35 protein-coding genes are annotated in these 23132 nt (G+C 58.6%); 3 read left to right on the top strand and 32 right to left on the bottom strand.

Annotated features, from left to right (window positions below; all coding sequences use genetic code 11):
* Window positions 1-109: 109 nt before the first annotated feature.
* From TL5118_RS11405 to TL5118_RS11435, 7 genes are all read right to left on the bottom strand, one after another.
* Window positions 110-814, bottom strand: a complete 705-nt coding sequence (locus TL5118_RS11405; protein ID WP_058245127.1) for an ATP12 family chaperone protein — start codon at window positions 812-814, stop codon at window positions 110-112.
* Entirely contained in the window at window positions 811-1497 is a 687-nt protein-coding gene (locus TL5118_RS11410; protein ID WP_058245128.1) for an HAD-IA family hydrolase, read from the bottom strand. The genes TL5118_RS11405 and TL5118_RS11410 overlap by 4 nt, the downstream gene beginning before the upstream one ends.
* A complete protein-coding gene (locus TL5118_RS11415; protein ID WP_058245185.1) occupies window positions 1494-2540 on the bottom strand; it encodes an RluA family pseudouridine synthase in 1047 nt (348 codons plus the stop codon). Before TL5118_RS11415 ends, TL5118_RS11410 begins: the two co-directional genes overlap by 4 nt.
* Window positions 2537-2914, bottom strand: a complete 378-nt coding sequence (gene crcB, locus TL5118_RS11420) for a fluoride efflux transporter CrcB (protein WP_058245129.1) — start codon at window positions 2912-2914, stop codon at window positions 2537-2539. Before crcB ends, TL5118_RS11415 begins: the two co-directional genes overlap by 4 nt.
* Before the next feature lie 157 nt (window positions 2915-3071).
* The gene (locus tag TL5118_RS11425; RefSeq protein WP_058245130.1) at window positions 3072-4385 is read right to left on the bottom strand and encodes a replication-associated recombination protein A; all 1314 of its coding nucleotides are present in this window, start codon (window positions 4383-4385) and stop codon (window positions 3072-3074) included.
* Between the two features lie 3 nt (window positions 4386-4388).
* Entirely contained in the window at window positions 4389-5789 is a 1401-nt protein-coding gene (locus tag TL5118_RS11430; RefSeq protein ID WP_058245131.1) for a trypsin-like peptidase domain-containing protein, read from the bottom strand.
* 103 nt (window positions 5790-5892) lie between these two features.
* Window positions 5893-6966: a 3-deoxy-7-phosphoheptulonate synthase gene (locus tag TL5118_RS11435; RefSeq protein WP_058245132.1), complete on the bottom strand. Its 1074-nt coding sequence runs from the start codon at window positions 6964-6966 to the stop codon at window positions 5893-5895.
* A gap of 325 nt (window positions 6967-7291) precedes the next feature.
* On the opposite strand from TL5118_RS11435, the gene TL5118_RS11440 reads away from it, so the two are divergent.
* The gene (locus TL5118_RS11440) at window positions 7292-7675 is read left to right on the top strand and encodes a thiol-disulfide oxidoreductase DCC family protein (protein ID WP_058245133.1); all 384 of its coding nucleotides are present in this window, start codon (window positions 7292-7294) and stop codon (window positions 7673-7675) included.
* Between the two features lie 59 nt (window positions 7676-7734).
* On the opposite strand, the gene rplQ is transcribed toward TL5118_RS11440, so the two are convergent.
* The 9 genes from rplQ to TL5118_RS11485 form a co-directional block, all read right to left on the bottom strand.
* The gene (rplQ, locus tag TL5118_RS11445; protein ID WP_058245134.1) at window positions 7735-8157 is read right to left on the bottom strand and encodes a 50S ribosomal protein L17; all 423 of its coding nucleotides are present in this window, start codon (window positions 8155-8157) and stop codon (window positions 7735-7737) included.
* A 154-nt stretch (window positions 8158-8311) separates the two neighbouring features.
* A complete protein-coding gene (locus TL5118_RS11450; protein WP_058260789.1) occupies window positions 8312-9328 on the bottom strand; it encodes a DNA-directed RNA polymerase subunit alpha in 1017 nt (338 codons plus the stop codon).
* Between the two features lie 111 nt (window positions 9329-9439).
* Window positions 9440-9832, bottom strand: coding sequence for a 30S ribosomal protein S11 (gene rpsK, locus TL5118_RS11455; RefSeq protein ID WP_058245136.1), 393 nt, complete (start codon window positions 9830-9832; stop codon window positions 9440-9442).
* 15 nt (window positions 9833-9847) lie between these two features.
* The gene (rpsM, locus tag TL5118_RS11460; RefSeq protein ID WP_058245137.1) at window positions 9848-10216 is read right to left on the bottom strand and encodes a 30S ribosomal protein S13; all 369 of its coding nucleotides are present in this window, start codon (window positions 10214-10216) and stop codon (window positions 9848-9850) included.
* 400 nt (window positions 10217-10616) lie between these two features.
* Window positions 10617-11195: an adenylate kinase gene (locus TL5118_RS11465; RefSeq protein WP_058245138.1), complete on the bottom strand. Its 579-nt coding sequence runs from the start codon at window positions 11193-11195 to the stop codon at window positions 10617-10619.
* A complete protein-coding gene (gene secY / locus TL5118_RS11470; protein WP_058245139.1) occupies window positions 11192-12559 on the bottom strand; it encodes a preprotein translocase subunit SecY in 1368 nt (455 codons plus the stop codon). Before secY ends, TL5118_RS11465 begins: the two co-directional genes overlap by 4 nt.
* A 123-nt stretch (window positions 12560-12682) precedes the next feature.
* A complete protein-coding gene (gene rplO / locus TL5118_RS11475; protein WP_058245140.1) occupies window positions 12683-13144 on the bottom strand; it encodes a 50S ribosomal protein L15 in 462 nt (153 codons plus the stop codon).
* Window positions 13145-13398: 254 nt separating this feature from the next.
* On the bottom strand, window positions 13399-13611 hold the full coding sequence (locus tag TL5118_RS11480) for a DUF1127 domain-containing protein (RefSeq protein ID WP_058245141.1): 213 nt from the start codon (window positions 13609-13611) through the stop codon (window positions 13399-13401).
* Window positions 13612-13815: 204 nt separating this feature from the next.
* Entirely contained in the window at window positions 13816-14265 is a 450-nt protein-coding gene (locus TL5118_RS11485; protein WP_058245142.1) for a winged helix-turn-helix transcriptional regulator, read from the bottom strand.
* 120 nt (window positions 14266-14385) lie between these two features.
* Between TL5118_RS11485 and TL5118_RS11490 the strand changes: the two genes are divergently transcribed.
* Complete coding sequence (locus tag TL5118_RS11490) at window positions 14386-15051, top strand: hypothetical protein (RefSeq protein ID WP_058245143.1); 666 nt, start codon at window positions 14386-14388, stop codon at window positions 15049-15051.
* A gap of 57 nt (window positions 15052-15108) precedes the next feature.
* Here the strand turns inward: TL5118_RS11490 and rpmD are convergent, their stop codons facing one another.
* The 11 genes from rpmD to rpmC form a co-directional block, all read right to left on the bottom strand.
* Window positions 15109-15297 carry a 50S ribosomal protein L30 gene (gene rpmD / locus TL5118_RS11495; protein WP_037311717.1) on the bottom strand — a complete coding sequence of 63 codons (189 nt, stop codon included), beginning with the start codon at window positions 15295-15297 and terminating at the stop codon, window positions 15109-15111.
* Between the two features lie 12 nt (window positions 15298-15309).
* Window positions 15310-15867 (bottom strand): 30S ribosomal protein S5, encoded by a 558-nt coding sequence (gene rpsE / locus TL5118_RS11500; protein WP_058245144.1) that lies wholly within the window; start codon window positions 15865-15867, stop codon window positions 15310-15312.
* A 116-nt stretch (window positions 15868-15983) separates the two neighbouring features.
* On the bottom strand, window positions 15984-16343 hold the full coding sequence (rplR, locus tag TL5118_RS11505; protein WP_058245145.1) for a 50S ribosomal protein L18: 360 nt from the start codon (window positions 16341-16343) through the stop codon (window positions 15984-15986).
* Window positions 16344-16354: 11 nt separating this feature from the next.
* Window positions 16355-16888: a 50S ribosomal protein L6 gene (gene rplF / locus TL5118_RS11510; protein ID WP_058245146.1), complete on the bottom strand. Its 534-nt coding sequence runs from the start codon at window positions 16886-16888 to the stop codon at window positions 16355-16357.
* Window positions 16889-16898: 10 nt separating this feature from the next.
* Window positions 16899-17291 carry a 30S ribosomal protein S8 gene (rpsH, locus tag TL5118_RS11515; RefSeq protein ID WP_058245147.1) on the bottom strand — a complete coding sequence of 131 codons (393 nt, stop codon included), beginning with the start codon at window positions 17289-17291 and terminating at the stop codon, window positions 16899-16901.
* Between the two features lie 13 nt (window positions 17292-17304).
* A complete protein-coding gene (rpsN, locus tag TL5118_RS11520) occupies window positions 17305-17610 on the bottom strand; it encodes a 30S ribosomal protein S14 (protein ID WP_058245148.1) in 306 nt (101 codons plus the stop codon).
* A 19-nt stretch (window positions 17611-17629) separates the two neighbouring features.
* Window positions 17630-18190, bottom strand: coding sequence for a 50S ribosomal protein L5 (rplE, locus tag TL5118_RS11525; protein WP_058245149.1), 561 nt, complete (start codon window positions 18188-18190; stop codon window positions 17630-17632).
* Window positions 18190-18495, bottom strand: coding sequence for a 50S ribosomal protein L24 (rplX, locus tag TL5118_RS11530; RefSeq protein WP_058245150.1), 306 nt, complete (start codon window positions 18493-18495; stop codon window positions 18190-18192). The genes rplE and rplX overlap by 1 nt, the downstream gene beginning before the upstream one ends.
* 1 nt (window position 18496) lies before the next feature.
* Window positions 18497-18865, bottom strand: coding sequence for a 50S ribosomal protein L14 (gene rplN / locus TL5118_RS11535; RefSeq protein WP_058245151.1), 369 nt, complete (start codon window positions 18863-18865; stop codon window positions 18497-18499).
* A gap of 88 nt (window positions 18866-18953) precedes the next feature.
* Window positions 18954-19181 (bottom strand): 30S ribosomal protein S17, encoded by a 228-nt coding sequence (gene rpsQ / locus TL5118_RS11540; protein ID WP_058245152.1) that lies wholly within the window; start codon window positions 19179-19181, stop codon window positions 18954-18956.
* A gap of 11 nt (window positions 19182-19192) precedes the next feature.
* A complete protein-coding gene (gene rpmC, locus TL5118_RS11545; protein ID WP_058245153.1) occupies window positions 19193-19393 on the bottom strand; it encodes a 50S ribosomal protein L29 in 201 nt (66 codons plus the stop codon).
* Window positions 19394-19767: 374 nt separating this feature from the next.
* On the opposite strand from rpmC, the gene TL5118_RS11550 reads away from it, so the two are divergent.
* Window positions 19768-20388 (top strand): TIGR02466 family protein, encoded by a 621-nt coding sequence (locus tag TL5118_RS11550; RefSeq protein WP_058245154.1) that lies wholly within the window; start codon window positions 19768-19770, stop codon window positions 20386-20388.
* A gap of 46 nt (window positions 20389-20434) precedes the next feature.
* Here TL5118_RS11550 and TL5118_RS11555 read toward each other — a convergent pair whose 3' ends face one another.
* From TL5118_RS11555 to rpsS, 5 genes are all read right to left on the bottom strand, one after another.
* On the bottom strand, window positions 20435-21202 hold the full coding sequence (locus TL5118_RS11555; protein WP_058245155.1) for an ion transporter: 768 nt from the start codon (window positions 21200-21202) through the stop codon (window positions 20435-20437).
* Window positions 21203-21327: 125 nt separating this feature from the next.
* Entirely contained in the window at window positions 21328-21741 is a 414-nt protein-coding gene (gene rplP, locus TL5118_RS11560; RefSeq protein ID WP_058245156.1) for a 50S ribosomal protein L16, read from the bottom strand.
* Window positions 21742-21753: 12 nt separating this feature from the next.
* Window positions 21754-22467, bottom strand: a complete 714-nt coding sequence (rpsC, locus tag TL5118_RS11565; RefSeq protein WP_058245157.1) for a 30S ribosomal protein S3 — start codon at window positions 22465-22467, stop codon at window positions 21754-21756.
* Window positions 22467-22847, bottom strand: a complete 381-nt coding sequence (gene rplV, locus TL5118_RS11570; RefSeq protein WP_058245158.1) for a 50S ribosomal protein L22 — start codon at window positions 22845-22847, stop codon at window positions 22467-22469. The genes rpsC and rplV overlap by 1 nt, the downstream gene beginning before the upstream one ends.
* A 3-nt stretch (window positions 22848-22850) precedes the next feature.
* A complete protein-coding gene (gene rpsS, locus TL5118_RS11575) occupies window positions 22851-23129 on the bottom strand; it encodes a 30S ribosomal protein S19 (protein ID WP_058245159.1) in 279 nt (92 codons plus the stop codon).
* Window positions 23130-23132 lie beyond the last annotated feature (3 nt).

Raw genomic sequence — 23132 nt, forward strand, 5'->3', positions numbered from 1 at the left:
GAAACATTAGGCGGATTCATCGCAAAAGGTCAACCCGAAGATCACAAAAACCGAAGCATTCGTATAGTTTCCCTGAAGGGACGCGTAAAAAATGCTGCAAATACAGGGGTCAGCTGAGATCGAAGAAACTTTTTGCGTGAAGAAATTCACTTTTCTTCACAGCAGCTTGTTCCGCCGCTTCTTCGTCAACACCCCACTGCTCTTCCTGCCAGGTTTCGTCAATCCGCGACAAGGCCCAGATAGCGTCAATCTCCTGTTGGTTGAACGCCGCCGCAAAGGCCAGAACGAGGGAGCCTGAAATGCCAACGAGATCATGGAAACCAGCCAACTTAAAGTTGTTCATTTCATGAACGCGCGCCGCCAAGATGTCCAATGCAGCTTGATCCTGCGCGACATGCATCACGCCCGATCCAATCGCCAGACGGGCGCCCAATTCGGCCTCAGCCCAATCCAACATCGGATCCCAGGCTGCCGCCTGACGGCTGATCAATTCCTGCGGAGACGTGGCGCGATAGCACAGCAGATCCGTGCCCCCATATTCCGCCAGCATGTCTGCGACCTCTGCCTGCTGTGTGGCGACCTTGTCCAGCGCTGAATTCGCGGTGCGGGTAAAGGGCATTTTGGCCGGATCTACTTCACCTTCCTGGGCATCCCATTCAGCCGCGATGGCCTCAGCCAACCCTTTGGTGGGGAGAATCACCTGCGTTTTGGCCGGGGTCCGCACCGGGCGGCCGTCCAACTCGACCCGGAAACCACCTTCAACTTCGGCAACGGCGGCCTCTTTCCAGAAGCGTTTTGGCTTCATGATGCTCATTTATCGCTCTCCCAAATCTGCGCGATCGCCTGCGGCAAGGCGCGAAAGTCACTGATGACGTGATCCGCCAAGGGCGCCAGTCGCGCCGTGTCGTGATAGCCCCATTCAACGGCAATCGCCGAAACACCTGCGGCGCGGGCCATTTCCATGTCAAACACCGTATCCCCGATCATCACGGCCTGGTCCGGGGCCACCCCCATTTCGGCCAGCGCCGTTTCGATCATGGCCGGATGCGGCTTGGAGGGGTGATGGTCCGCAACCTGCTGGGTCAGGAACATCTTTTCCAACCCATGCCCCGCCAACAAGGCATCCAATCCACGACGGGACTTCCCCGTAGCGATTCCCAACAGGTAGTGATCCACCGCCGCCAATTCCTGCAGCACCTTCCGGGCATGGGGGTAAAACGGCGATGACTGCGCCGATCCCTGCTCAGCCCGGATCTGCATATAGGCCTGTTTGTACCCCTCGACGACCGCGGCCTGATCCGTCGCGGACAGCGCCGGCGCCAACTGCGCAACGGCAACCGGCAGGGACAGCCCCACGATGCTCAGCGTCTCTTCACGGCTGGGAGCCGCCAGATCCATCGCCTCAAACGACCGGGTCATGGAGGCGACGATATGGGCCTGACTGTCAACCAGCGTGCCATCCACATCAAAGAGGATCAGCCGCAGATCGGCGCTCATCTGAGACCCTCAAACGGGTCGTGTTCGATCAGGTCTTCGGACCAGCCCAGCGTTTCCCAGCTGTGCGCCATATGTTCAGGCAACGGCGCTTCGATAGAGGTCACCTTGCCGGTCACCGGATGCTCAAACTGCATCTGGCGCGCATGCAGGTGCAGCTTCTTCGAAATGGCACCCCCCAGCTGAGCGCCCCAACCGTCGCCCAGATTTTCCTGACCCGAGCCACCATATTTGCCATCGCCGATGATCGGGTGGCCAATCTCAGCCATATGCGCACGCAGCTGATGGGTGCGGCCGGTCACCGGCTCCATCGCCACCCAGGCCGCACGCCCCGCCACACGGTAAAGCGTGGCATAAAGCGTATGCGCCCGTTTCGCGCCATCAGTGCGATCAATCTCACGCGGGTGCACGCAGATCATCTTCTCACCTTCGCCGTGGCGGCCATGACCCGGCGCTTTCACCAGACCATATTTCACCTCCCCCAGATAGGGGGTCGGCACCCCGGCCACCAACGCCCAATAGATCTTGCGCGTTTGTTTGTGACGGATCGCGGCAGTCAGGGCCTGCGCGATCTGACGGGTCCGCGCCAGCAACAGCACGCCCGAGGTGTCTTTATCAAGGCGATGCACCAGCCGCGGTTTTTCCTCAAAACCAAACTTCAGCGCCTCCGCCAGACCATCCACATGGCGTTTCTGCTTGCTGCCGCCCTGGGTCGGCAGGCCGGCGGGTTTGTTGATCGCGATGATATGGTCATCGCGGTAGATCACGGAGGACTGGATCAGCTTTTCATCCGCGGGCGAAATCTTGGGTTTGGCAGGCTCAGCGGGCTGTTCCCCCGCCTCTGGCAGCGGCGGAATACGCACGGTCTGACCGGTTTCCAACCGGGTAGAGGCCTTGACCCGGCCGCCATCGACGCGCAGCTCACCTTTGCGGCACATCTTCTCAATGCGGCCCTGCGCAACATGCGGGAACATCCGTTTCAGCCAGCGGTCCAACCGCTGATCGCCGTCACCCGGCCCCACTGTGATCATCTGTACCCGGCTCATGCCAACACCCATCGCATCAAGTAAACGCCTGCCACCAGTGCTGCCAGCGAACAGACCACCGACAGCCCAACATAAAGCGCCGCCCACCCCAGCTGCCCGCGTTCGAACAGCGTGTAGGCTTCCAAAGAAAAGGCCGAAAACGTGGTAAAGCCGCCCAAAATTCCCGTCATCAAAAACGGGTTCAGCTGACTCAGACCTTTCTGGCCCAGATAGACCACACACATCCCCATCAGGCCCGAGCCCAGCACATTCACAAACAACACGCCCAGCGGAAAACCAGACCCCAGTAGTTTGAAAATGGCCACCCCCGAGAGATAGCGCATCACGGCGCCCAAGGCCCCGCCAAGGGCCACATGGAATGCGGTGGTCAACATGGCGCCCCTCCTGCGGGTTGAGGGGTGAATTGTCAAGTTTTGCAGCGCGGGTGCCGCCTATGCCCCGGACGCATAGCAACCTGATGTGTTGCAGTTTGAGTATTTTTGAAACAGTGAAAGTGCCTTCATCGTTTCCCAAATACTCATCTGCACGACGCTAATCGCCGCGCTTACGCCGGAGGTTCTCAAAATACTCCAGCCGCTTTTTCAGATCACGCTCAAACCCACGTTCCACCGGTTGATAGAACTGTTCCCTCGGCATGGTTTCGGGGAAGTAGTTCTGGCCCGAAAAGCCATCTTCGGCGTCGTGGTCATAGGCGTAGCCCGTGCCGTAGCCCTGATCCTTCATCATCTGGGTCGGTGCGTTCAGGATGTGTTTGGGCGGCGGCTCTGAGCCGTGTTTCTTGGCGGCACGGCGCGCTGCCTTATAAGCCATGTAGCCGGCGTTGGTTTTCGGCGCGAGGGCCAGATAAATCACCGCCTGCGCCAGCGCCAATTCCCCCTCGGGAGAGCCGAGGCGCTCATAGGCCTCCCAGGCGTGCATACAGACGGTTTGGGCCTGTGGATCCGCCAACGCGATATCTTCGACCGACATGCGCAGCAAACGGCGCGCCAGATAGCGGGGATCTTCGCCACCTTCGAGCATACGCGCATACCAGTAGAGCGCCGCATCAGGATCTGAGCCGCGCACCGATTTATGCAGCGCTGAGATGAGGTTATAATGTTCCTCACCGGATTTATCGTATTTGGCTGCGCGTTTCATCAGCCGGTTTGACAGGGCTTCGCGATTCAGCGGTGCATCGACCTGCCAGGCGGCAACCTGTTCGATCAGATTAAGCAATGCACGCCCGTCGCCATCGGCCATTTCCAACAGCGCGTCGCGCGCGTCCTTGTCCAGCGGCAGTTGGCGGTTCAGCTCAGCCTCGGCGCGGGCGGTCAGCGCCTCCAGCTCCTCAGGCGACAGCCGTTCCAGCACCAACACCTGCGAACGAGACAGAACCGCTGCGTTCAATTCAAAACTGGGGTTTTCCGTGGTCGCCCCGACCAAGAGGATGGTGCCATCTTCCATATGGGGCAGGAAGCCATCCTGCTGCGCCTTGTTGAACCGATGGATCTCATCCACGAACAGCAGCGTGCCCTGCCCGTTCTGACGCCGGATCTTGGCGGCCTCAAAGACTTTGCGCAGCTCCGGAACCCCGGTGAAAATCGCGCTGATCTGGACGAAGTGCAAATCCGTTTCATCCGCCAGCAGTCGCGCGATGGTTGTCTTGCCCACCCCCGGCGGCCCCCAGAAGATCAGCGAAGACAGGCTGCCTGATCGCAGCATCACGCCCAGCGGTGCCTCCTCACCCAGAACCTGCTGCTGGCCGATCACCTCGGACAGGGATTTGGGCCGCAATCGGTCCGCCAGCGGGCGCGGCGCCGTATCCGCCACGGGTGCGGGGGTTTCAGATTGAAAAAGATCAGCCATGGGTCAGAGTCTGAACCGGATCTGCACCCGCTGCAACCCGCGTTGCACCACAATGGCGACGCGGCGGCTGGCCTGATCCAGCGCCTTAGCCACAGCTTGGGGGCTGTCTGTTTCCACACCGTTGATGCCCAGCACCAGATCGCCCGTGCGCAGACCAACCTGCGCGCCGTAGGGGCCCGGATCCTCAATCACCACGCCCGATGTGTCAAACCGCAACCCGTATTGCGCCACCACTGCCGGGTTCACCTGCGACAGTTGCAGGCCAGGCAGCGCTGCGCCTTTATTCAAGGTCAGTGTGGCGCGCGGCGGATCCTCGGGGGCGAGGACCAATGACACCTCAACATCCTGCCGGCTGCCATCGCGGTACAGCGTCACCGGCACCGTGCTGCCCAGCCCTGCAACGGACATGCGGAAAATCATCTCCTGTGGGCTGTTCACCTCAGCGCCTGCGACCAGCTGGATCACATCGCCTGCCTCAACGCCAGCGGCGCGAAACGGGCTGGCTTCATGCAGGCCGGAAATCAGAACCCCACCGGGCCGGTCCAGCCCCAGACTCTCGGCAATATCATTGTCGATCGTTTGCCCGCTCATCCCGGCCCAGGGACGCTGGAAGGTCTCAAACCCCTGACGGGCTTGCGCCACGAACTGCGCCACCAGATCAGAAGGAATGGCAAAACCCACCCCGTTGGAGCCACCCGAGCGCGTCAGGATTGAGGTGTTCACCCCAATCAGCGCGCCATTTACGTCAATCAATGCCCCACCCGAGTTGCCAGGGTTGATCGCCGCGTCGGTCTGCAGGAAATAGCCCCGCGCCGCGCCTGTGGCGACACCGGATCGCGCCAGACCAGATACGATGCCGCTGCTGACGGTCTGGCCGATCCCAAAGGGGTTGCCGATGGCCAGCACCAGTTCCCCGACCTCCACCGCGCCGCTGTCGCGCAGCGGCAGGTAGGGCATTTCAGGGGCGTCTTTCAGTTTCAGGATTGCCAGATCGCTGTCTTCATCCGCCAGCACAACCTCAGCCGCATATTCCCGCCGGTCCTTCAGCACCACGCGGATATCCGTCGCGCCGCCCACCACATGGAAGTTCGACACCACATAGCCATCCGCCGACAGGATCACGCCCGATCCGAGTGAGTTCTGCACCTGGGGGCGGCTTTCGCCAAAATCCCGGAAGAAGTTGCGGAAGAACGGATCGTTTTGAAATGGGCTCTGACGGGCCTGCACAATGCGTTTCGCGTAGATGTTCACAACGGCGGGCGCGGCCTGTTTGACCAAAGGCGCAAAGCCCAATGCGATCTCAGCCTGCGATGTGGGGATCTTGGTCTCAGCCACCGCAGGGGTGATCACCGAGGTGATGCCAAGTGAAAGGGCAAAAACGAATGCAGGCAGCGTGCGCAACATGGGGATCCTCTAAATCAATCTTGCAGATGATATGCGGCCGGCCCGTTGCGAATGCAAGGCGGACCGGCCGACCGGGGAGAACCCTGTAATGACTTGGCTGAAATCAGCCGGCTTTGCGCATCGGCATGGCCCGGCGGGTGTCCACCGCCTGTGCCAGACGGCGCAGCATGAATTCGGTATCCTCCCAACCAAGGCAGCCATCAGTGATCGACTGGCCGTAGACCAGCTTCTGGCCTTTCACCAGATCCTGACGGCCCTCAACCAGATTGCTTTCGATCATCACACCGGTGATGCGGCGGTCGCCTGCTTCCATCTGGCCGGCGATGTCTTCCAGCACGGCGGGTTGTTTCAACGGATCCTTGCCGCTGTTGGCATGGCTGGCGTCGATCATCACATGAGGGCGAATACCGTCTTGTTCCGCCATCCGGCAGGCCGCATCGACTGAGGTCGCGTCAAAGTTGGTGCCGCCACCGCCGCGCAGAATGATGTGGCAATCCGGATTGCCATTGGTCGCCGCAATCGCCGCGCGGCCGTTTTTCGCCAGCGCCATGAAATGATGGGGATGTGCCGCCGAACGTACCGCATCAATGGCGATCTGGACGTTGCCCCGGGTGCCGTTTTTGAAGCCAACCGGGCAGCTGAGGCCCGAAGCCATTTCCCGGTGGATCTGACTTTCAGTGGTGCGCGCACCAATAGCGGCCCAGCTGACCAGATCGCTGATGTATTGTGGCACGGCGCTGTCCAGGAACTCCGTTCCAACCGGCAGGCCCATCTGGTTCACATCGATCAGCAGCTGGCGCGCCACCTCAAGGCCCGCATCGATGCAGAAAGATCCATCCAGACCGGGATCATTGATCAACCCTTTCCAGCCCGAAATGGTGCGCGGTTTCTCAAAGTAGACCCGCATGACAATCTCCAGATTGTCGCCCAGCTCCTCACGCAGTGGCTGCAGCTTCTTGGCGTAGTCGACCGCCGCTTCGGGATCGTGGATCGAACAGGGGCCGACCACAACGATCAGACGATCATCGTGACCATGCAGGATCTTTTGCACCGCCGCCCGGCCGTCCAGCACAGTGCGGATTGATTTGGCGGTGATCGGCAGCTTGGCCGCCAGTTCATCGGGGGCGCGCATTTCCATCATATCGGCGATGCGCAGGTTTTCGGTTTGGGTGGTCATTTTGTGGCGTCCTAGATTTTGTCTGTCTGGATGCCCCCTTGGTCCTGAACCTTGGGCGGATACAAAAAGACCGCCCGGAGGGGGCGGTTCGTTTGGTATCTCTGGTGCGTATGTTCTGGTAATTCAGTACGCGCAGACCCCTCCGACCGCCGGATGGCTCGGATAAAAGTAATACCAAAAAGATGCGGTCTGGTAGGTCATGTCCAGACGCTAACGGCGATTCGGGATTCTGTAAAGGCGGAAAAAACGGCGCAATTTTAGGGGTTTGGGGATGACACCCAGAAACTGCGCGCTACCTCTGTCTGGAAATGACAGGACCTGCCTGATGCCAAAGTCACCAGAAACACGCACGCTCTACAATGCGGATTGTCCGATCTGCAACGCTGAGATTGGCCACTACGCGGTATATGCTGAGGCCCGCGCCCTGCCCCTGGGATTCGAGGATCTGAACAGCGTGGACCTGTCAGGCTGGGGCGTCAGCGCTGAGGACGCGGCCAAGCGTCTGCACGTGTTGCATCAGGGGCAGCTCTACGTCGGTTTTGACGCTTTCCTGATCCTCTGGGAGCAGCTACCGCGGTACCGGTTTGCAGCGCGCCTGGGCCGCCTGCCCGGGGTCTATCAGCTGGCCTGCTGGGGCTATGAAAAAATCGCCGCGCCCTGGCTCTACAACGCGCATAAGCGCAGGCAAGCCCGTCAAAGCACGACATAGAAAAACCCCCGCACCATTTCTGGTACGGGGGCAAAGGTCCGGTCTAATGACCGAGGATCTTATTCGTCAGCCGCTGCTTCTTCAGCTGCAACGCGGGCTTTGTCAGCCGCGCCTTTGGCGTCGACGTCACGATCAACGAATTCGATGATCGCCATCGGTGCCATGTCGCCATAGCGGAAGCCGGCCTTCAGGATACGGACGTAGCCGCCCTGACGGTCCTTGTAGCGCGGGCCCAGAACGTCAAACAGTTTGGTGACATACTGGTCCTGCTTCAGCTTGGAAGCTGCCTGACGACGGGCGTGCAGATCGCCACGTTTCGCCAGAGTGATCATCTTTTCGATGATCGGGCGCAGTTCTTTTGCTTTCGGCAGGGTGGTTTTGATCTGTTCATGTTCGATCAGCGAACCGGCCATGTTCGAGAACAGCGCTTTGCGGTGTTCATGAGTACGGTTCAGGCGGCGGTAACCACGAGCGTGACGCATTGTTTATCTCCTAAGTCTTGCGTTTTTGCTTTGTCAGGCCAGCGATGCGTGTCGCGGGCTCTCCTTGGGGTCTTGTGACCCAGATGGTCCCCGGCAGGTCCGGGCATTTGCAACGCAGGGCGGCCCACTGGACCGCCCCGGTATTCTGTATGGCTTAGAAAGCGTCTTCGAACTTCTTCGCCAGATCTTCGATGTTATCCGGCGGCCAGTCCTCGACATCCATGCCCAGGTGCAGGCCCATGCCCGACAGAACTTCTTTGATCTCGTTCAGCGACTTGCGGCCGAAGTTCGGGGTGCGGAGCATCTCGGCTTCGGTTTTCTGGATCAGGTCGCCAATGTAAACGATGTTGTCGTTCTTCAGGCAGTTGGCCGAACGTACCGACAGTTCCAGCTCGTCCACTTTCTTCAACAGAAGCGGGTTGAACTCGAGACCATCGTCTTCGTCCTGACGGCCAGCGGCTTCGGGCTCTTCGAAGTTTACGAAGATCGACAGCTGATCCTGCAGAATGCGCGCCGCAAATGCGATCGCATCTTCCGGGGTGATCGAACCGTCGGTTTCCACCTTCATGGTCAGTTTGTCATAGTCCAGAACCTGACCTTCACGGGTCGGCTGAACGTCATACGAAACCTTTTTGACCGGCGAGTAGATGGCGTCAATCGGCATCAGGCCGATGGGCGCATCTTCCGGCTTGTTACGGTCCGCAGGGACGTAGCCTTTGCCGGTGTTGACGGTCAGTTCCATGTAGAGATCGGCACCATCGTCCAGGTGGCAGATCACGTGTTCCTTGTTCAGGATCTCGATGCCAGCGCTGTCCGAAATGTCACCAGCAGTCACAACTGCCGGACCTTTGGCGTTGATCGACAGGCGCTTAGGGCCTTCGACTTCCATGCGCAGCGACACACCTTTGAGGTTCAGAACCACATCGGTCACGTCTTCACGCACGCCAGCAACGCTGGAGAATTCATGCAGAACGTTGTCAATCTGAACGCTGGTGATGGCTGCGCCCTGCAGCGAGCTCATCAGAACGCGGCGCAGCGCGTTGCCCAAGGTCAGACCAAAACCGCGTTCCAGCGGCTCGGCAACCAGGGTTGCCTGACGAGTCGGGTCGTTGCCCGGCTTCACGTCAAGCTGGGTCGGCTTGATCAATTCTGCCCAGTTCTTGTGGATCATGCGTCCCTCCATTCCTGTTCTGTCCCCATGTCCCAAAGACAGAACGCCCGAGGTTTCAAAATGACATACTGGGGCCGCGTCTCAGACACAGCCCCAGTCTTAAAAGCTGGATTAAACCCGGCGGCGTTTCGGCGGGCGGCAGCCGTTGTGTGCGATCGGGGTTACATCACGGATCGAGGTGATGTTGAAACCAATCGCGGCCAGTGCGCGCAGAGCCGATTCACGGCCCGAACCGGGGCCCTGAACTTCAACTTCCAGGGTTTTAACACCGTGTTCCTGCGCTTTTTTGCCTGCGTCTTCAGCAGCCATCTGAGCGGCATAAGGGGTCGACTTACGCGAGCCCTTGAAACCCATGGTGCCGGCAGACGACCACGAAATGGCGTTGCCCTGCACGTCAGAGATCAGGATTTTGGTGTTGTTGAAGCTGGAGTTTACGTGTGCAACGCCAGCTGCGATGTTTTTGGAGACCTTTTTCTTGCCCCCACGACGGGTATCACGTGCCATTGGTAGCTACCTCCCTTACTTCTTCTTACCGGCAATGGCCTTTGCGGGGCCTTTGCGAGTACGAGCGTTGGTGTGAGTACGCTGACCGCGAACCGGCAGGTTACGACGGTGGCGCAGGCCACGGTAGCAGCCCAGGTCCATCAGGCGCTTGATGTTCATGGTCACTTCACGACGTAGGTCACCTTCAACGGTGTAGTTGGCGTCGATGTGCTCACGAATGGCCAGCACTTCGGCGTCCGACAGTTCGTTGACGCGACGGGTAAAGTCGATTTTCACGGCTTCGCAGATTGCTTCGGCCGAGGTCTGGCCGATGCCAGTGATGTAGGTGAGGGCGATCGGGACCCGTTTAGAGGTCGGGATGTTAACGCCGGCGATACGTGCCACGTGTCACTTTCCTTTTCAGTTGCGGTTCCGTAGTTCCAGAACCTTTTTTCACAACATCAAGCCCGGCGGGATATCACCGGGCCTTTGCTGATCTAGGTGGTCTGTATCCCGGCCAAAGCGCCGCGACACAAAATGATTCTCTCAAAGAGATGTTGGTACTTATGAAGTTTCCCAGAGGAGGTCAAGCAGCGAAAGGGTTTCGGCCTTATGAAACACGTCAAACTGCGTCTCTGCGACCTAGACGAAACACCTTGTCGGCATTCGGGCGTCCAGCCGCAGAAGTGGCGGCTCATTCGGCAGGCCGCTGAGCTTCGCCGGAAATGCGCCTGAACGGCTGCAAGCTGAATAGCAAAAACCCCCGGCAATCTGCCAAGGGTTTTCAAAAGCTTTACCGACCTGATTAGGCGTCCAGCACCTTGGCGATGTCGGCGGACACGGTTTCGATGTCGTTCAGACCATCCACCGCGGTCGACAGGCCTTTGGCCCAGTAATAGCCGATCAGCGGAGCGGTCTTTTTGTAGTATTCCGTCAGACGGAAGCGCACGCTTTCCTCATTATCGTCAGCACGCGCCTCTTTACCGGCAGCAACCGCTTCGGCAGCGCGGTTCACGATACGCTTCACCAGCGTCTCATCGTCCACCTGCATTTCGATAACCGCTGCCAGGGTTTCGCCCTGCTCTTCCAGCAGTTCGGCCAGCGCATCGGCCTGCGGCAGGGTGCGCGGGAAGCCATCAAAGATGAAACCACCCTTTTTGTCGCCCTGCAGCTTTTCGCGGATCAGACCAATGACGATCTCATCTGTCACCAGACCACCACGGTCCATCACCTCAGCAACAACTTTGCCCATCTCGGTGCCACTGGATCTGGCTTCGCGCAGCATATCGCCGGTAGAGAGCTGAATCATGTTGCGATCCTCAACGAGTTTCGCAGCCTGAGTTCCTTTACCCGCGCCGGGCGGTCCAAGCAGAATAATGTTCATCGACGAGACGGTCCCTTACGATTGCGTTTCTTACCTTTGCCGCGCAGCTGAGATTTTTCAATCAAACCTTCGTACTGGTGGGCCAAAAGATGGCTTTGCACCTGCTGGATGGTGTCCATGGTCACCGACACGACGATCAGCACCGAGGTACCACCGAAGTAGAAGGGAATGGCCAGCTGGCTGCGCAGGATTTCCGGCAACAGGCACACCGCCGCCAGATAGGCCGAACCCAGAACCAGCACACGGGTGGTGACGTATTCCAGATACTCAGCGGTTTTCTTGCCCGGGCGCACGCCTGGGATAAAGCCGTTCTGGTTCTTCAGGTTGTCAGCAACATCATCCGGTTTGAAGGAAACGTTGAAGGTGTAGAAGAAGGCGAAGAACACGATCATCGCCACGAAGAACAGCAGGTAAAGCGGCTGACCGGGGCCGAAGTAGGCCAGGATGGTCGACATGACCGGACCGGTTTGGTTGCCCGAGAAGGTCGAGATCGTGGTCGGCAGCAACAGGAGCGACGAGGCGAAGATCGCCGGGATCACACCCGCGGGGTTCACTTTGATCGGCAGGTGGCTGGAGCCACCGTCATAGACTTTCATGCCCACCTGACGGCGCGGGTACTGAATGTGGATCTTACGCAGCGCACGCTCCATGAAGACCACAAATGCAATGGTGCCCACGACCATCAGCAGCACGCCGATGATCACACCGGGGCTGATGGCGCCCGAACGCCCCTGGCTCAGGAACTGGGCCAGTGCAGCAGGAACCTCGGCGATGATGCCGACGAAGATGATCAGAGAGATGCCGTTGCCGATGCCACGCTGGGTGATCTGCTCGCCCAGCCACATCAGGAACATGGTGCCGCCTACCAGGGTGATCACGCAGGAGGCCACGAAGAACCAATAGCCGATGTCAGCCTGCACCAGATCACCGGTGTAAAGGCTGACCGCCAGACCATAGGCCTGTACGGTGGCCAGGAACACGGTGCCGTAGCGGGTGTACTGGTTGATCTTCTTGCGGCCCTGTTCGCCCTCTTTCTTCAACTGTTCCAGCGCCGGAACCATCGAGGTCAGCAGCTGAACAATGATCGAGGCCGAAATATAGGGCATAATGCCAAGGGCAAAGATCCCCATCCGCCCCAGCGCACCACCGGTGAACATGGAGAGGATCCCCCCAAGACCGGCCGCTGCACCTTCCATGAACTCACGGAGGGCGTTGCCGTCGATGCCGGGAACGGGAATGAAGGTGCCAAGGCGATAAACAATCAGAAGGCCCAGGGTGAACAGGATGCGGCTGCGCAGCTCAGTCGCCTTGCCGAAGGCGGACCAGCTGGTGTTCGCTGCCATTTGTTCTACTGCAGATACCATGCGGCGGTCTCTCTTATATGACAACGCCGCCAAGAGCGTTTTCCAGCTCCGGCGGCGTTCTTAGGAAAACTGGGATCTTATGTAAGCGGCTAAGGCGCCGCTCACAACCCGTTAACGCGTGACTTACGCGCCTTTGACCTTCAGCGAGCCGCCAGCTTTTTCGACAGCTTCAACGGCCGACTTGGACGCACCGGTCACATCCAGCTCAACTTTGGTGTTGAATTCACCTTTGGCCAAGATGCGGATACCGTCCAGTTTGCGACGGATCAGGCCGCTTTCGACCAGAACGTCTTCGGTGATCGGTGCCGAAGCGTCGATCTTGCCGGCTTCGATGAACTTGGCCAGCAGGCCCAGGTTCAGAACGGCATATTTCTTGGGGTTCGGTACGTTGAAACCGCGCTTAGGCAGGCGCTGGTACAATGGCATCTGGCCACCTTCGTAGCCGTTGATCGATACACCCGAACGCGACTTCTGACCTTTGATACCACGGCCACCCATTTTACCCTTACCAGAGCCGGGGCCACGGCCTACGCGCATACGTTTTTTGGTTGCGCCAGGATTGTCGCGGAGTTCATTCAGTTTCATTTCGCTTCTCCTTGCCGGAACTGACCCCTGAAGCGTAAGCGGGCCAAACACGGCGTTTTTTGCTTGTTGATTCTGTGGCCCACAAGGGACCACCGGGCGCGTATACGCGACAGAGGCCAGCGGATCAAGACCCCCTGCCCCATGTGCCGGGTGTTTGCGACCCGGACGCTTCTGAACCGAGGGGACAGCCCCCCGATACACAAAACGCCCCCGCTATTGCGGAGGCGTAAATCCTGCAGATCTGTGTTCAGATCTTAGACGTTGTAGACGTGCTCGCGGGCGATGCGCGGGATGTCGTGGCGATCAACGCCCAGGTCCCACAGCTCGCGGTTGGTCAGCGCGCTCAGTTCGCGTACGGTTTCGTCATATGCGGCGCGACGTTTGCGTGCGGCGCGGAATTCGGTCAGGGCGGCGTTCAGGCGTGCAATCGGGTGAAAGCCGGTGGTGTGGGTAGCTGCAAAAGCCATATCTGTTACTCCTTGAGTGCGAACGGGGCCTATTCCCCGGGGTCATGTTCTGTCTCTCTTGGTGACAGCGCCTATATAGGCCTGACCCAACGGCAGGAGAATCGCAGACTCCGCCCTATTGCTCTGCAGAAAATGCATGGCTAAATCGCTAAACTGTCGTCTGACCGTCATTTCAGCGTCGCAGAGGCGGCAGATCCACGGCCCTCAGGCGCTTTCGCCCTTCGGCAACGGCTCCAGATCGCTCAACGCCAGGGGTTCGCCGCAACAGGCACAGACCACCATCGCCGTTGCTTCATGGCCGCAGCGTTTGTGCCGCACCCGAAACGGCGGGGATACATCCTGCAGCCACTTCTGCCCCCAACTTGCCATGGCCATCAGCACCGGCACCAAATCCACGCCCTGTTCGGTCAGGGCATAGCGATAGCGCTTGGGTCTTTCGCTATAGAGCGTTTTGGCCAGCACCCCGTGATCCACCAAACTGTTCAGGCGTTGGGTCAACGTGTTGCGGCTGATGCCAAGGGACAGGTGAAAGTCATCAAAGGTCGTCACCCCCCGCGCCGCATCGCGCAGGATGAGGGGCGTCCACCAATCGCCAATCACGTCCACCGTGCGCGCCAAGGCGCAATCCCACTGCGAGAAGTCATTCCGTTTCATCTGAGGGCCCCTTCTAACGAGAGAGTTGCAAAACTGAACTGACCATGCAATCCAATAGTGAGTTCACTATTGGAACTGAGTCGCGGGTAAGCGGCGACACACTTATTGAGAGGACAAGAGATGACCGAACAAGACTTGCGCCGCCTGGTGGCCGTCAGCGCAGCGATTGGGGCCACATTGGTTGCAACCATGGTGGCGATTTCTATGCAGAACGGCACCGGGTTTCAGGATTTCGAATCTATCCTACGCCACAACACGCCCGAAGCCTTTAGCGCCGCCATCATCGATGCCGCTCCCGTGCTGCGGCTGATCTACCCGCTGGATACGATGTATATCTTTTCTTACGTCACGATGGTCTTTGCCATGGTGCAGCTGCTGCCGGACCGGCGCATGGCGAGCATCCTGGCACTGATCGCCGTGATGATGACGGCTGGGCTGGATTTCATCGAAAACAACCACATCCTGGCCATGGCAGCCGCCGCCGAACGTGGTGTGATGCCCGATATGGCGCGGATCACCTTTGAAACGGTGGTAACGCAGAGCAAGTTCAACTTCGGCCTCTTGCTGACGCTTACCCTGTCATTCCTGATCCTGCAGGAGTCGCGTGTGGCGGCGGTAACTCGCTGGCTGGCCCGTGCCGTGGTCCTCTTTGCCCCGGTGGCGCTGCTGTCACCTGTGACGACGCTGCTCTATCTGACGATGAACATTGCGCTGGGGTATCTGATTGCGGCCACCTACTGGCCGCGCCGCAGCTGGATCCCGGCGGTCACACCGGCCGAGGCCTAAACGAAAACGCCCCGACCAATCAGCCGGGGCGTTTCCAATTCTCAAGAAGCAATCGGCTTAGCCGCGCTCTTCGATGATTTCCACCAGATGCGGGATCTTGTTGACCATGCCGCGGACCGAAGGAGTGTCCTCCAGCTCACGGGTTTTGTGCATCTTGTTCAGACCCAGACCCACCAGGGTGGCGCGCTGGTCTGCGGGACGACGGATCGGCGAGCCGATCTGTTTTACAACGATGGTTTTAGCCATGGGACGCTCTCCTTACGAGTCTGCGGCGGCAGGTGCTTCATCCTTGCGCAGGATGTCAGCAACTTTTTTGCCACGACGTGCGGCAACCGAACGCGGGCTCGACTCTTTGGTCAGGCCGTTGAGGGTTGCGCGGATCATGTTGTAGGGGTTCTGCGAACCGATCGACTTCGACACAACGTCTTTGATGCCCAGCATCTCGAAGACGGCACGCATCGGACCACCGGCGATGATACCGGTACCTTCAGGTGCGGTGCGCATGACGACTTTACCGGCACCGTGACGACCTTCCATGTCGTGGTGCAGGGTGCGGCCCTCTTTCAGAGGTACGCGGATCATCTGACGCTTGGCCTGCTCGGTGGCTTTACGAATGGCCTCAGGGACCTCTTTCGCTTTACCTTTACCGAAGCCAACACGGCCTTTCTGATCGCCGACAACCACCAGAGCGGCGAAGCCGAAGCGCTTACCACCTTTTACGGTTTTCGACACACGGTTGATCGCGACGAGACGATCTGCGAATTCCGGAGCTTCGTCACGATCGCGACGGTCCCGGCGGTTTTCACGTTCTGCCATTTCGGCATTCCTTTCTGAATGGCGCATTGCGGCGCCTGTTTGTTCAATCCTGGTGACCGCCCCATAAGGGACAGCCCCGGATCATCGGGGGGGCGACGGACGCCCCCCGCAGGTCATTAGACCTTCAGGCCACCTTCACGCGCAGCGTCGGCCAGGGCCTTCACTTTGCCGTGGAACAGGAAACCGCCACGATCGAAGTATGCTTCGGTGTGGCCAGCCTTCACGGCGCGCTCCGCAACAGCTGCGCCAACCTTGGCCGCTGCTTCGGTGTTGTTTTTGCCAACAACGCCCAGGTCTTTTTCCAGCGACGAAGCCGAAACCAGGGTTACACCGTTCACGTCGTCGATCAGCTGAGCGCTGATGTTCTTGTTCGAACGGTGAACCGACAGGCGCAGCTTGCCGACGTTCACTTTGCGAAGTTTGTTCCGGACGCGCAGGCGGCGCTTCAGAAACAGGGTTCTTTTGCTGTTTGCCATTACTCTGGTCCTTACTTCTTCTTGCCTTCCTTACGGAAGATGAACTCGTCTTTGTACTTGATGCCTTTGCCTTTGTAGGGCTCGGGCTTACGCCATTCGCGGATGTTTGCCGCGACCTGACCAACGAGTTGTGCGTCGTCGCCTTCGATGATGATCTCGGTGGGCTTCGGTGCGGTCACGGTCACGCCGGCCGGCACTTCGAAGTTCACGTCGTGCGAGTAACCGAGGTTCAGCTTCAGGGTGTTGCCCTGCATCTGAGCACGGTAACCAACACCGTTGATCTCAAGCTCTTTCTTGAAACCAACAGTCACACCTTTGACCATGTTGGCCACCATGGTGCGCGACATGCCCCACTGCTGACGAGCACGCTTGGACTTACCACGGGGGGTAATGGTCACAGCGTTGTCTTCAACAGAGATGGTCACATCATCGGTTGCGGTGAAGGTCTGCGACGCTTTCGCGCCTTTCACTTCAATGGTCTGACCCGACACAGTGGCGGTTACGCCGCTGGGCAGTTCGACCGGCTTTTTACCAATACGAGACATTCAGACCTCCTTAGAAGACGGTGCAGAGCACTTCGCCGCCAACGTTGTTGGAGCGAGCGTTTGCATCCGACATCACACCTTTCGGAGTGCTGACAATCGACACGCCCAGGCCCTGACGGACAACGGGGATGTCATTGACGCCCATGTATACGCGACGACCAGGTTTCGAAACCCGCTTCAGTTCGCGAATGACAGGGGTGCCTTCGTAGTATTTCAGCTCGATTTCGAGGGTCGGATGACCATCGACACCGGTGCCTTTTTCGTAGCCGCGGATGTAGCCTTCGTCAGCCAGTACATCCAGAACCCAGCCGCGCAGCTTGGATGCGGGGGTAGACACGGAGGCCTTACCACGCATTTGAGCGTTACGGATACGGGTGAGCATATCGCCGATAGGATCGTTCATAACTATCTCTCCCTTACCAGCTGGATTTCACCAGACCGGGGATCTGGCCAAACGAGCCCAGTTCCCGCAGCATGATACGGCTGACCTTGAGCTTACGGTAGTAAGCGTGAGGACGACCGGTCAGCTGACAGCGGTTGTGCAGACGGGTAGCCGAGCTGTTGCGCGGCAGTTTCGCAAGCGCGAGAGAAGCGCGGAAACGCTCTTCCATCGGCTTTTCTTTGTCGTTGATGACCTCTTTGAGGGCAGCGCGCTTAGCAGCATATTTTGCTACCAGCTTCTCACGCTTTACCTCACGAGCGACCATGGATTTCTTAGCCATTACTCTAATCTCCCCGCGCTTAGCTGTTGAAGGGCATGTTGAAGGCTTTCAACAGGCTCTTAGCTTCCGCATCGGTGTTCGCGGTGGTGGCGATCACGATGTCCATACCCCAGACTTCGTCAACTTTGTCGAAGTCAATCTCGGGGAACACGATGTGTTCTTTCAGACCGGTGGCGTAGTTGCCACGGCCGTCGAACGACGTGCCCGAAACACCGCGGAAGTCGCGGATACGAGGCATTGCGATGGTGATCAGACGATCCAGGAATTCATACATGCGGTCGCCGCGCAGGGTCACTTTCGCGCCCATCGGCATACCTTCACGTACGCGGAAGCCCGCGATCGAGTTCTTGGCAACGGTGGTCAAGGCCTTCTGACCTGCGATCTTGGTCAGATCTTCCTGAGCAGCTTTGGCTTTCTTGCTGTCTTTGACAGCTTCGGCGCCGCAGCCGATGTTCAGAACGATTTTGTCCAGACGCGGGATCTGCATGTCGTTTTTATACGCGAACTCTTCTTTCATAGCTGCGCGGATAGTTTCGACATACTGGGTCTTCAGACGCGGGGTGTAGGTTGCATCAGCCATTAGATCACGTCCCCAGTGGTTTTGGCGAAGCGCACTTTCTTGTCACCTTCCATGCGGAAGCCAACACGCGTTGCTTTGCCGTTTGCGTCCAGGATCGCCAGGTTCGACAGCTGGATGGGCATTGCCTTGGGCAGGCGGCCACCTTGGCTGGTCTGGGTCTGACGGGTGTGGCGGATGGCCATGTTGATGCCATCTACAACTGCTTTACCGGCAGCCGGGTCAACGGAGGCGATTACGCCTTCTTTGCCCTTGTCTTTGCCGGCCAGCACGACGACCTTGTCGCCTTTTTTCAACTTAGCAGCCATCTTACAGCACCTCCGGAGCCAGGGACACGATCTTCATCATGCCTTTGCCGCGCAGCTCACGAACAACCGGGCCAAAGATACGGGTACCGACCGGCTCGTTGTTGTTGTTCAGGATAACAGCTGCGTTGCGATCAAAACGGATCGCGGTGCCGTCTTCACGACGTACTTCTTTGGCGGTGCGAACGACGACGGCTTTACGCACGTCACCTTTTTTCACACGACCACGCGGAATGGCTTCCTTGACGGAAACGACGATGATGTCGCCCACCGACGCATAACGACGGTGCGAGCCACCCAGAACCTTGATGCACTGAACACGGCGCGCGCCGCTGTTGTCAGCAACATCCAGGTTTGTCTGCATCTGGATCATTTGGTTTCTCCCGACCTGTGGGGGGGCTTGCAGTTGCCCAAATCCCCAGGGTTTCGCTAATTAAAGCGTTGGGATCGTCTAAGCTAACTTAGGCGATCACTTCCCAACGCTTCGTTTTCGACTTCGGTGCACATTCCTGGATACGGACGGCGTCACCGACGTTGAATTGGTTGTTCTCATCGTGAGCCCGGTACTTTTTGGACTTACGGATGGTCTTTTTCAGAACAGGGTGCGTAAAGCGGCGCTCGACCAGAACAGTAACGGTTTGCTCGTTGGCGTTCGAGGTCACGGTGCCTTGCAGAATACGTTTGGGCATCAATCAGGTCCTTATTCAGCAGCCGCTTGGGCTTTTTCGTTCAGCACAGTGGCAACGCGTGCGACGTCACGACGGACCTGACGCATACGAGCAGTGTTTTCGAGCTGACCGGTGGCCTGTTGAAAGCGCAGGTTAAACGCTTCTTTCTTAAGAGCCGCCAGCTCATCACGGAGCTGATCCGGCGTCTTATCACGCAGTTCATTGGCGTTCATGTCGCCTTTTCCTTTCTACTACACCAGAAGGCCCCGCTATGTGTTTGGGTCACCTTTAATCTGGTGGGTTATCTCTGCACGGACGAATCCCTACAGCCTGCGAATCCGCAGGATGACGCTCTATAGGGGCATATGGGGGTGGGGGCAAGGGAAAGGTTTGCGCGCAATCGTTTATTCTATTGCTAACGCCAAAGCTAGCGCGGCGAAGCACAAATGCCAAATCACAGATTTGGCAGCGCCCGAACCGCCCCCAACGGGGCGGGCGCTTCGCTTCGCCCCTTCGGTTCTTGCGCGGCGTGCACAACTGACGGCACATTAACGCCCAATCGTCACACCCCCTACCCCAATCCGCAGCGCGGGTGTATCACCAAGACATGTCACAGATTGAATCGCTCTTTGTCACGCGGGTCTACCGCGCGGAACTTAACGAATTCGGCCCCGAGGTCGATGCCGATGAACTCGAAGCCTCCTGCTACGGCATTGCCGAAGATGATGAGGCCGGTCAGGACTGGTGTGAGGAAAACGGCTATCCCGGCTACACCTCCTATGCCTCGCTGACGGACCTTGGCTGGCGCTCACCGATCTTTGCCGATGTCATCAAGGCCTTGGATGAACACGTCATGTCCTTCGCCAAGGATCTGGAGTTTGATCTGGCCGACCGCAAGCTGGTGCTGGAGGACCTCTGGATCAACATCCTGCCCGAGGGCGGCATGCATTCATCGCATCTGCATCCCCATTCGGTGATCTCCGGCACCACCTATGTGTCGATGCCCGATGGCACCTCTTCGCTGAAGCTGGAAGATCCCCGGTCCGGCCGACTGATGGCTGCCCCGCCACGCCAGAAAGACGCCCGCCGCGACCTGCAAACCTTTGTCTACATGAAGCCCAAAGTGGGCGACGTACTGCTCTGGGAAAGCTGGCTGCGCCATGAGGTGCCGATGAACATGGCCGAAGATGACCGCGTCTCAGTCAGCTTTAACTACAAGTGGGAATAACCCCGAAGCCAAAACGGCCCCATCCGGGGCCGTTTCTTTTTGAAACCTAGCTGCGTTCGCTGAGCGCCTTTTCAATCCGTTCCAGACGCGCCACCACGTCATCGCGGTATTCATCGGTCGCGGCCGCCGTTTCCTCAGCATGCGCATCCTGCATGGTGCTGACGATCAAACCGACCACCAGGTTCATCACCGCAAAGGCCGTGATCAGGATAAAGGGCACAAAGAACAGCCAGGCCTGGGGATGCACCTCCATCACCGGACGCACGATGCCCATCGACCAGCTTTCCAGCGTCATCACCTGGAACAGCGAGTAAAGCGAGCCGCCCAGCGTGCCGAACCATTCGGGGAAAGACGGCCCATAAAGCTTGGTCGCGATCACCGCGCCGATGTAGAAAATGATGCCCGTCAGCAAGAAGACCGAGGCCATGCCGGGCAGCGCCAGAATAAAGGCCTCCACCACGCGGCGCAGCGACGGCACAACGGAAACCACGCGCAGCAGACGCAGGATCCGAAGCGCCCGCAGAACCGACAGCCCCGCGCCCGCCGGTGACAGGGAGATGCCAATGATCACCGCATCAAACAGGTTCCAGCCCGAGCGGAAGAACGCCCCGCCGCGGGCAAACAGCTTGGCCAGCAGCTCCACCACAAAAATCGCCAGACAGATCTGATCCAGCGCTTTAATCAGCCCCCCAGCCGTAGCCATCACCGCGGGCGAGGTTTCCAGACCCAAGATCACCGCGTTGAACAGGATCACCGCAAGGATCGCATTGCCGACCCACGGCCGATCCAGAAACTCAGATACAGTCTTGCGCATTACTCGCCCCTTTGTTCGCTGAGGCGCTATATGTGGCGTTTTTCGACGCCACGCAAGAACCACGCAAAACAAAACCCCCGCTGCATCAGCAACGGGGGTTTCGCAATTTTCAGAAGCGGTAAGGCTTACCAGTCTTCGCGAACAACCACGCGGGTTTTCACCGGCAGTTTCATCGCGGCCAGACGCAGGGCTTCACGTGCGATGTCTTCGTCGACGCCGTCGATTTCGAACATCACGCGACCCGGCTTAACCTTGGCAACCCAACGGTCAACCGAACCTTTACCTTTACCCATACGAACTTCGATCGGCTTTGCAGTGACCGGTACGTCAGGGAAGATACGGATCCAAACACGGCCTTGACGCTTCATGTGACGGGTCATGGCACGACGGGCTGCTTCGATCTGACGGGCAGTTACACGCTCGGGCGTGGTTGCCTTCAGACCGTAGGTGCCGAAGTTCAGGTCAGAGCCGCCTTTGGCCAGACCTTTGATCCGGCCCTTCTGCATCTTGCGGAATTTAGTACGCTTTGGCTGAAGCATTGTCAGATCTCCTTAACGACGGCCACGACCGCCGCCAGTGCGGGGCGCGGGACCATCCTGGGCTTCTGCAGCGCGACGGTCACGAGCAGCGGGATCGTGCTCCATGATTTCGCCTTTGAAGATCCAGGTTTTGATGCCGATGATACCGTAGGCAGTCATCGCTTCGGCGTGAGCGTAATCGATGTCCGCACGCAGGGTGTGCAGCGGCACGCGGCCCTCACGGTACCATTCGGTACGCGCGATCTCTGCACCGCCCAGACGGCCAGCAACGTTTACACGGATGCCCAGGGCGCCCATGCGCATGGCGTTCTGAACCGAGCGCTTCATGGCGCGGCGGAACGACACACGACGCTCCAGCTGCTGAGCGATCGACTCGGCAACCAGCTGTGCGTCCAGCTCAGGCTTGCGCACTTCAACGATGTTCAGGTGCAGTTCGCTGTCGGTCATGTTCGACAGTTTCTTGCGCAGAACTTCAATGTCAGCACCTTTTTTGCCGATGATCACGCCCGGACGCGCAGTGTGAATGGTCACACGGCACTTCTTGTGGGGGCGCTCGATGATCACACGGGCAACGCCAGCTTGCTTGCACTCGGTGTTGATGAACTCACGGATTTTCAGATCTTCCAGCAGAAGATCACCGTAGTCCTTGGTATCGGCGTACCAGCGGCTGTCCCAGGTACGGTTGACCTGAAGGCGCATGCCGATCGGATTGACTTTCTGACCCATTAGGCTTGCTCCTCAACTTGACGCACCGTGATGGTGAGTTCCGAGAACGGCTTGACGATCTTGCCGAAACGGCCACGTGCACGAGGACGACCGCGCTTCATGGTCAGGTTCTTACCAACGTAAGCCTCTGCCACGATCAGCTCATCCACATCCAGGTTGTGGTTGTTTTCGGCGTTCGCAATTGCGGACTGAAGGCATTTCTTCACGTCCTGCGCGATCCGCTTTTTCGAGAAGGTCAGGTCGGTCAGAGCCTTTTCAACCTTCTTGCCGCGGATCATTGCGGCGACCAGATTCAGTTTCTGCGGCGAGGTACGGAGCATACGGGCCTTGGCCATTGCTTCGTTATCTGCCACGCGGCGGGGATTTTTTGCCTTGCCCATGACTTACTTCCGCTTCGCTTTTTTGTCAGCCGCGTGACCGTAATAGGTACGAGTCGGCGAATATTCACCAAACTTCTGACCAATCATGTCTTCGGTGACGTTGACGGTGATGTGCTTCTGGCCGTTGTAAACGCCAAACGTCAGACCCACGAACTGGGGCAGAATCGTCGAGCGACGCGACCAGATTTTGATAACTTCGTTACGACCCGACTCACGCGATGCTTCGGCTTTCTTAAGCACATAAGCATCCACGAAGGGGCCTTTCCATACAGAACGTGCCATGTC

Source organism: Thalassovita autumnalis, from assembly GCF_001458255.1.
Classification (GTDB): domain Bacteria; phylum Pseudomonadota; class Alphaproteobacteria; order Rhodobacterales; family Rhodobacteraceae; genus Thalassobius; species Thalassobius autumnalis.

Excerpts from the sequence above, each read along its gene's own strand:
- TL5118_RS11405 (WP_058245127.1), bottom strand. The coding sequence starts at position 814 with ATGAGCATCATGAAGCCAAAACGCTTCTGGAAAGAGGCCGCCGTTGCC.
- TL5118_RS11410 (WP_058245128.1), bottom strand. The coding sequence starts at position 1,497 with ATGAGCGCCGATCTGCGGCTGATCCTCTTTGATGTGGATGGCACGCTG.
- TL5118_RS11415 (WP_058245185.1), bottom strand. The coding sequence starts at position 2,540 with ATGAGCCGGGTACAGATGATCACAGTGGGGCCGGGTGACGGCGATCAG.
- crcB (WP_058245129.1), bottom strand. The coding sequence starts at position 2,914 with ATGTTGACCACCGCATTCCATGTGGCCCTTGGCGGGGCCTTGGGCGCC.
- TL5118_RS11425 (WP_058245130.1), bottom strand. The coding sequence starts at position 4,385 with ATGGCTGATCTTTTTCAATCTGAAACCCCCGCACCCGTGGCGGATACG.
- TL5118_RS11430 (WP_058245131.1), bottom strand. The coding sequence starts at position 5,789 with ATGTTGCGCACGCTGCCTGCATTCGTTTTTGCCCTTTCACTTGGCATC.
- TL5118_RS11435 (WP_058245132.1), bottom strand. The coding sequence starts at position 6,966 with ATGACCACCCAAACCGAAAACCTGCGCATCGCCGATATGATGGAAATG.
- TL5118_RS11440 (WP_058245133.1), top strand. The coding sequence starts at position 7,292 with ATGCCAAAGTCACCAGAAACACGCACGCTCTACAATGCGGATTGTCCG.
- rplQ (WP_058245134.1), bottom strand. The coding sequence starts at position 8,157 with ATGCGTCACGCTCGTGGTTACCGCCGCCTGAACCGTACTCATGAACAC.
- TL5118_RS11450 (WP_058260789.1), bottom strand. The coding sequence starts at position 9,328 with ATGATCCACAAGAACTGGGCAGAATTGATCAAGCCGACCCAGCTTGAC.
- rpsK (WP_058245136.1), bottom strand. The coding sequence starts at position 9,832 with ATGGCACGTGATACCCGTCGTGGGGGCAAGAAAAAGGTCTCCAAAAAC.
- TL5118_RS11465 (WP_058245138.1), bottom strand. The coding sequence starts at position 11,195 with ATGAACATTATTCTGCTTGGACCGCCCGGCGCGGGTAAAGGAACTCAG.
- secY (WP_058245139.1), bottom strand. The coding sequence starts at position 12,559 with ATGGTATCTGCAGTAGAACAAATGGCAGCGAACACCAGCTGGTCCGCC.
- rplO (WP_058245140.1), bottom strand. The coding sequence starts at position 13,144 with ATGAAACTGAATGAACTCCGCGACAATCCTGGCGCAACCAAAAAACGT.
- TL5118_RS11480 (WP_058245141.1), bottom strand. The coding sequence starts at position 13,611 with ATGGCTTTTGCAGCTACCCACACCACCGGCTTTCACCCGATTGCACGC.
- TL5118_RS11485 (WP_058245142.1), bottom strand. The coding sequence starts at position 14,265 with ATGAAACGGAATGACTTCTCGCAGTGGGATTGCGCCTTGGCGCGCACG.
- TL5118_RS11490 (WP_058245143.1), top strand. The coding sequence starts at position 14,386 with ATGACCGAACAAGACTTGCGCCGCCTGGTGGCCGTCAGCGCAGCGATT.
- rpmD (WP_037311717.1), bottom strand. The coding sequence starts at position 15,297 with ATGGCTAAAACCATCGTTGTAAAACAGATCGGCTCGCCGATCCGTCGT.
- rpsE (WP_058245144.1), bottom strand. The coding sequence starts at position 15,867 with ATGGCAGAACGTGAAAACCGCCGGGACCGTCGCGATCGTGACGAAGCT.
- rplR (WP_058245145.1), bottom strand. The coding sequence starts at position 16,343 with ATGGCAAACAGCAAAAGAACCCTGTTTCTGAAGCGCCGCCTGCGCGTC.
- rplF (WP_058245146.1), bottom strand. The coding sequence starts at position 16,888 with ATGTCTCGTATTGGTAAAAAGCCGGTCGAACTGCCCAGCGGCGTAACC.
- rpsH (WP_058245147.1), bottom strand. The coding sequence starts at position 17,291 with ATGAACGATCCTATCGGCGATATGCTCACCCGTATCCGTAACGCTCAA.
- rpsN (WP_058245148.1), bottom strand. The coding sequence starts at position 17,610 with ATGGCTAAGAAATCCATGGTCGCTCGTGAGGTAAAGCGTGAGAAGCTG.
- rplE (WP_058245149.1), bottom strand. The coding sequence starts at position 18,190 with ATGGCTGATGCAACCTACACCCCGCGTCTGAAGACCCAGTATGTCGAA.
- rplX (WP_058245150.1), bottom strand. The coding sequence starts at position 18,495 with ATGGCTGCTAAGTTGAAAAAAGGCGACAAGGTCGTCGTGCTGGCCGGC.
- rplN (WP_058245151.1), bottom strand. The coding sequence starts at position 18,865 with ATGATCCAGATGCAGACAAACCTGGATGTTGCTGACAACAGCGGCGCG.
- rpsQ (WP_058245152.1), bottom strand. The coding sequence starts at position 19,181 with ATGCCCAAACGTATTCTGCAAGGCACCGTGACCTCGAACGCCAACGAG.
- rpmC (WP_058245153.1), bottom strand. The coding sequence starts at position 19,393 with ATGAACGCCAATGAACTGCGTGATAAGACGCCGGATCAGCTCCGTGAT.
- TL5118_RS11550 (WP_058245154.1), top strand. The coding sequence starts at position 19,768 with ATGTCACAGATTGAATCGCTCTTTGTCACGCGGGTCTACCGCGCGGAA.
- TL5118_RS11555 (WP_058245155.1), bottom strand. The coding sequence starts at position 21,202 with ATGCGCAAGACTGTATCTGAGTTTCTGGATCGGCCGTGGGTCGGCAAT.
- rplP (WP_058245156.1), bottom strand. The coding sequence starts at position 21,741 with ATGCTTCAGCCAAAGCGTACTAAATTCCGCAAGATGCAGAAGGGCCGG.
- rpsC (WP_058245157.1), bottom strand. The coding sequence starts at position 22,467 with ATGGGTCAGAAAGTCAATCCGATCGGCATGCGCCTTCAGGTCAACCGT.
- rplV (WP_058245158.1), bottom strand. The coding sequence starts at position 22,847 with ATGGGCAAGGCAAAAAATCCCCGCCGCGTGGCAGATAACGAAGCAATG.
- rpsS (WP_058245159.1), bottom strand. The coding sequence starts at position 23,129 with ATGGCACGTTCTGTATGGAAAGGCCCCTTCGTGGATGCTTATGTGCTT.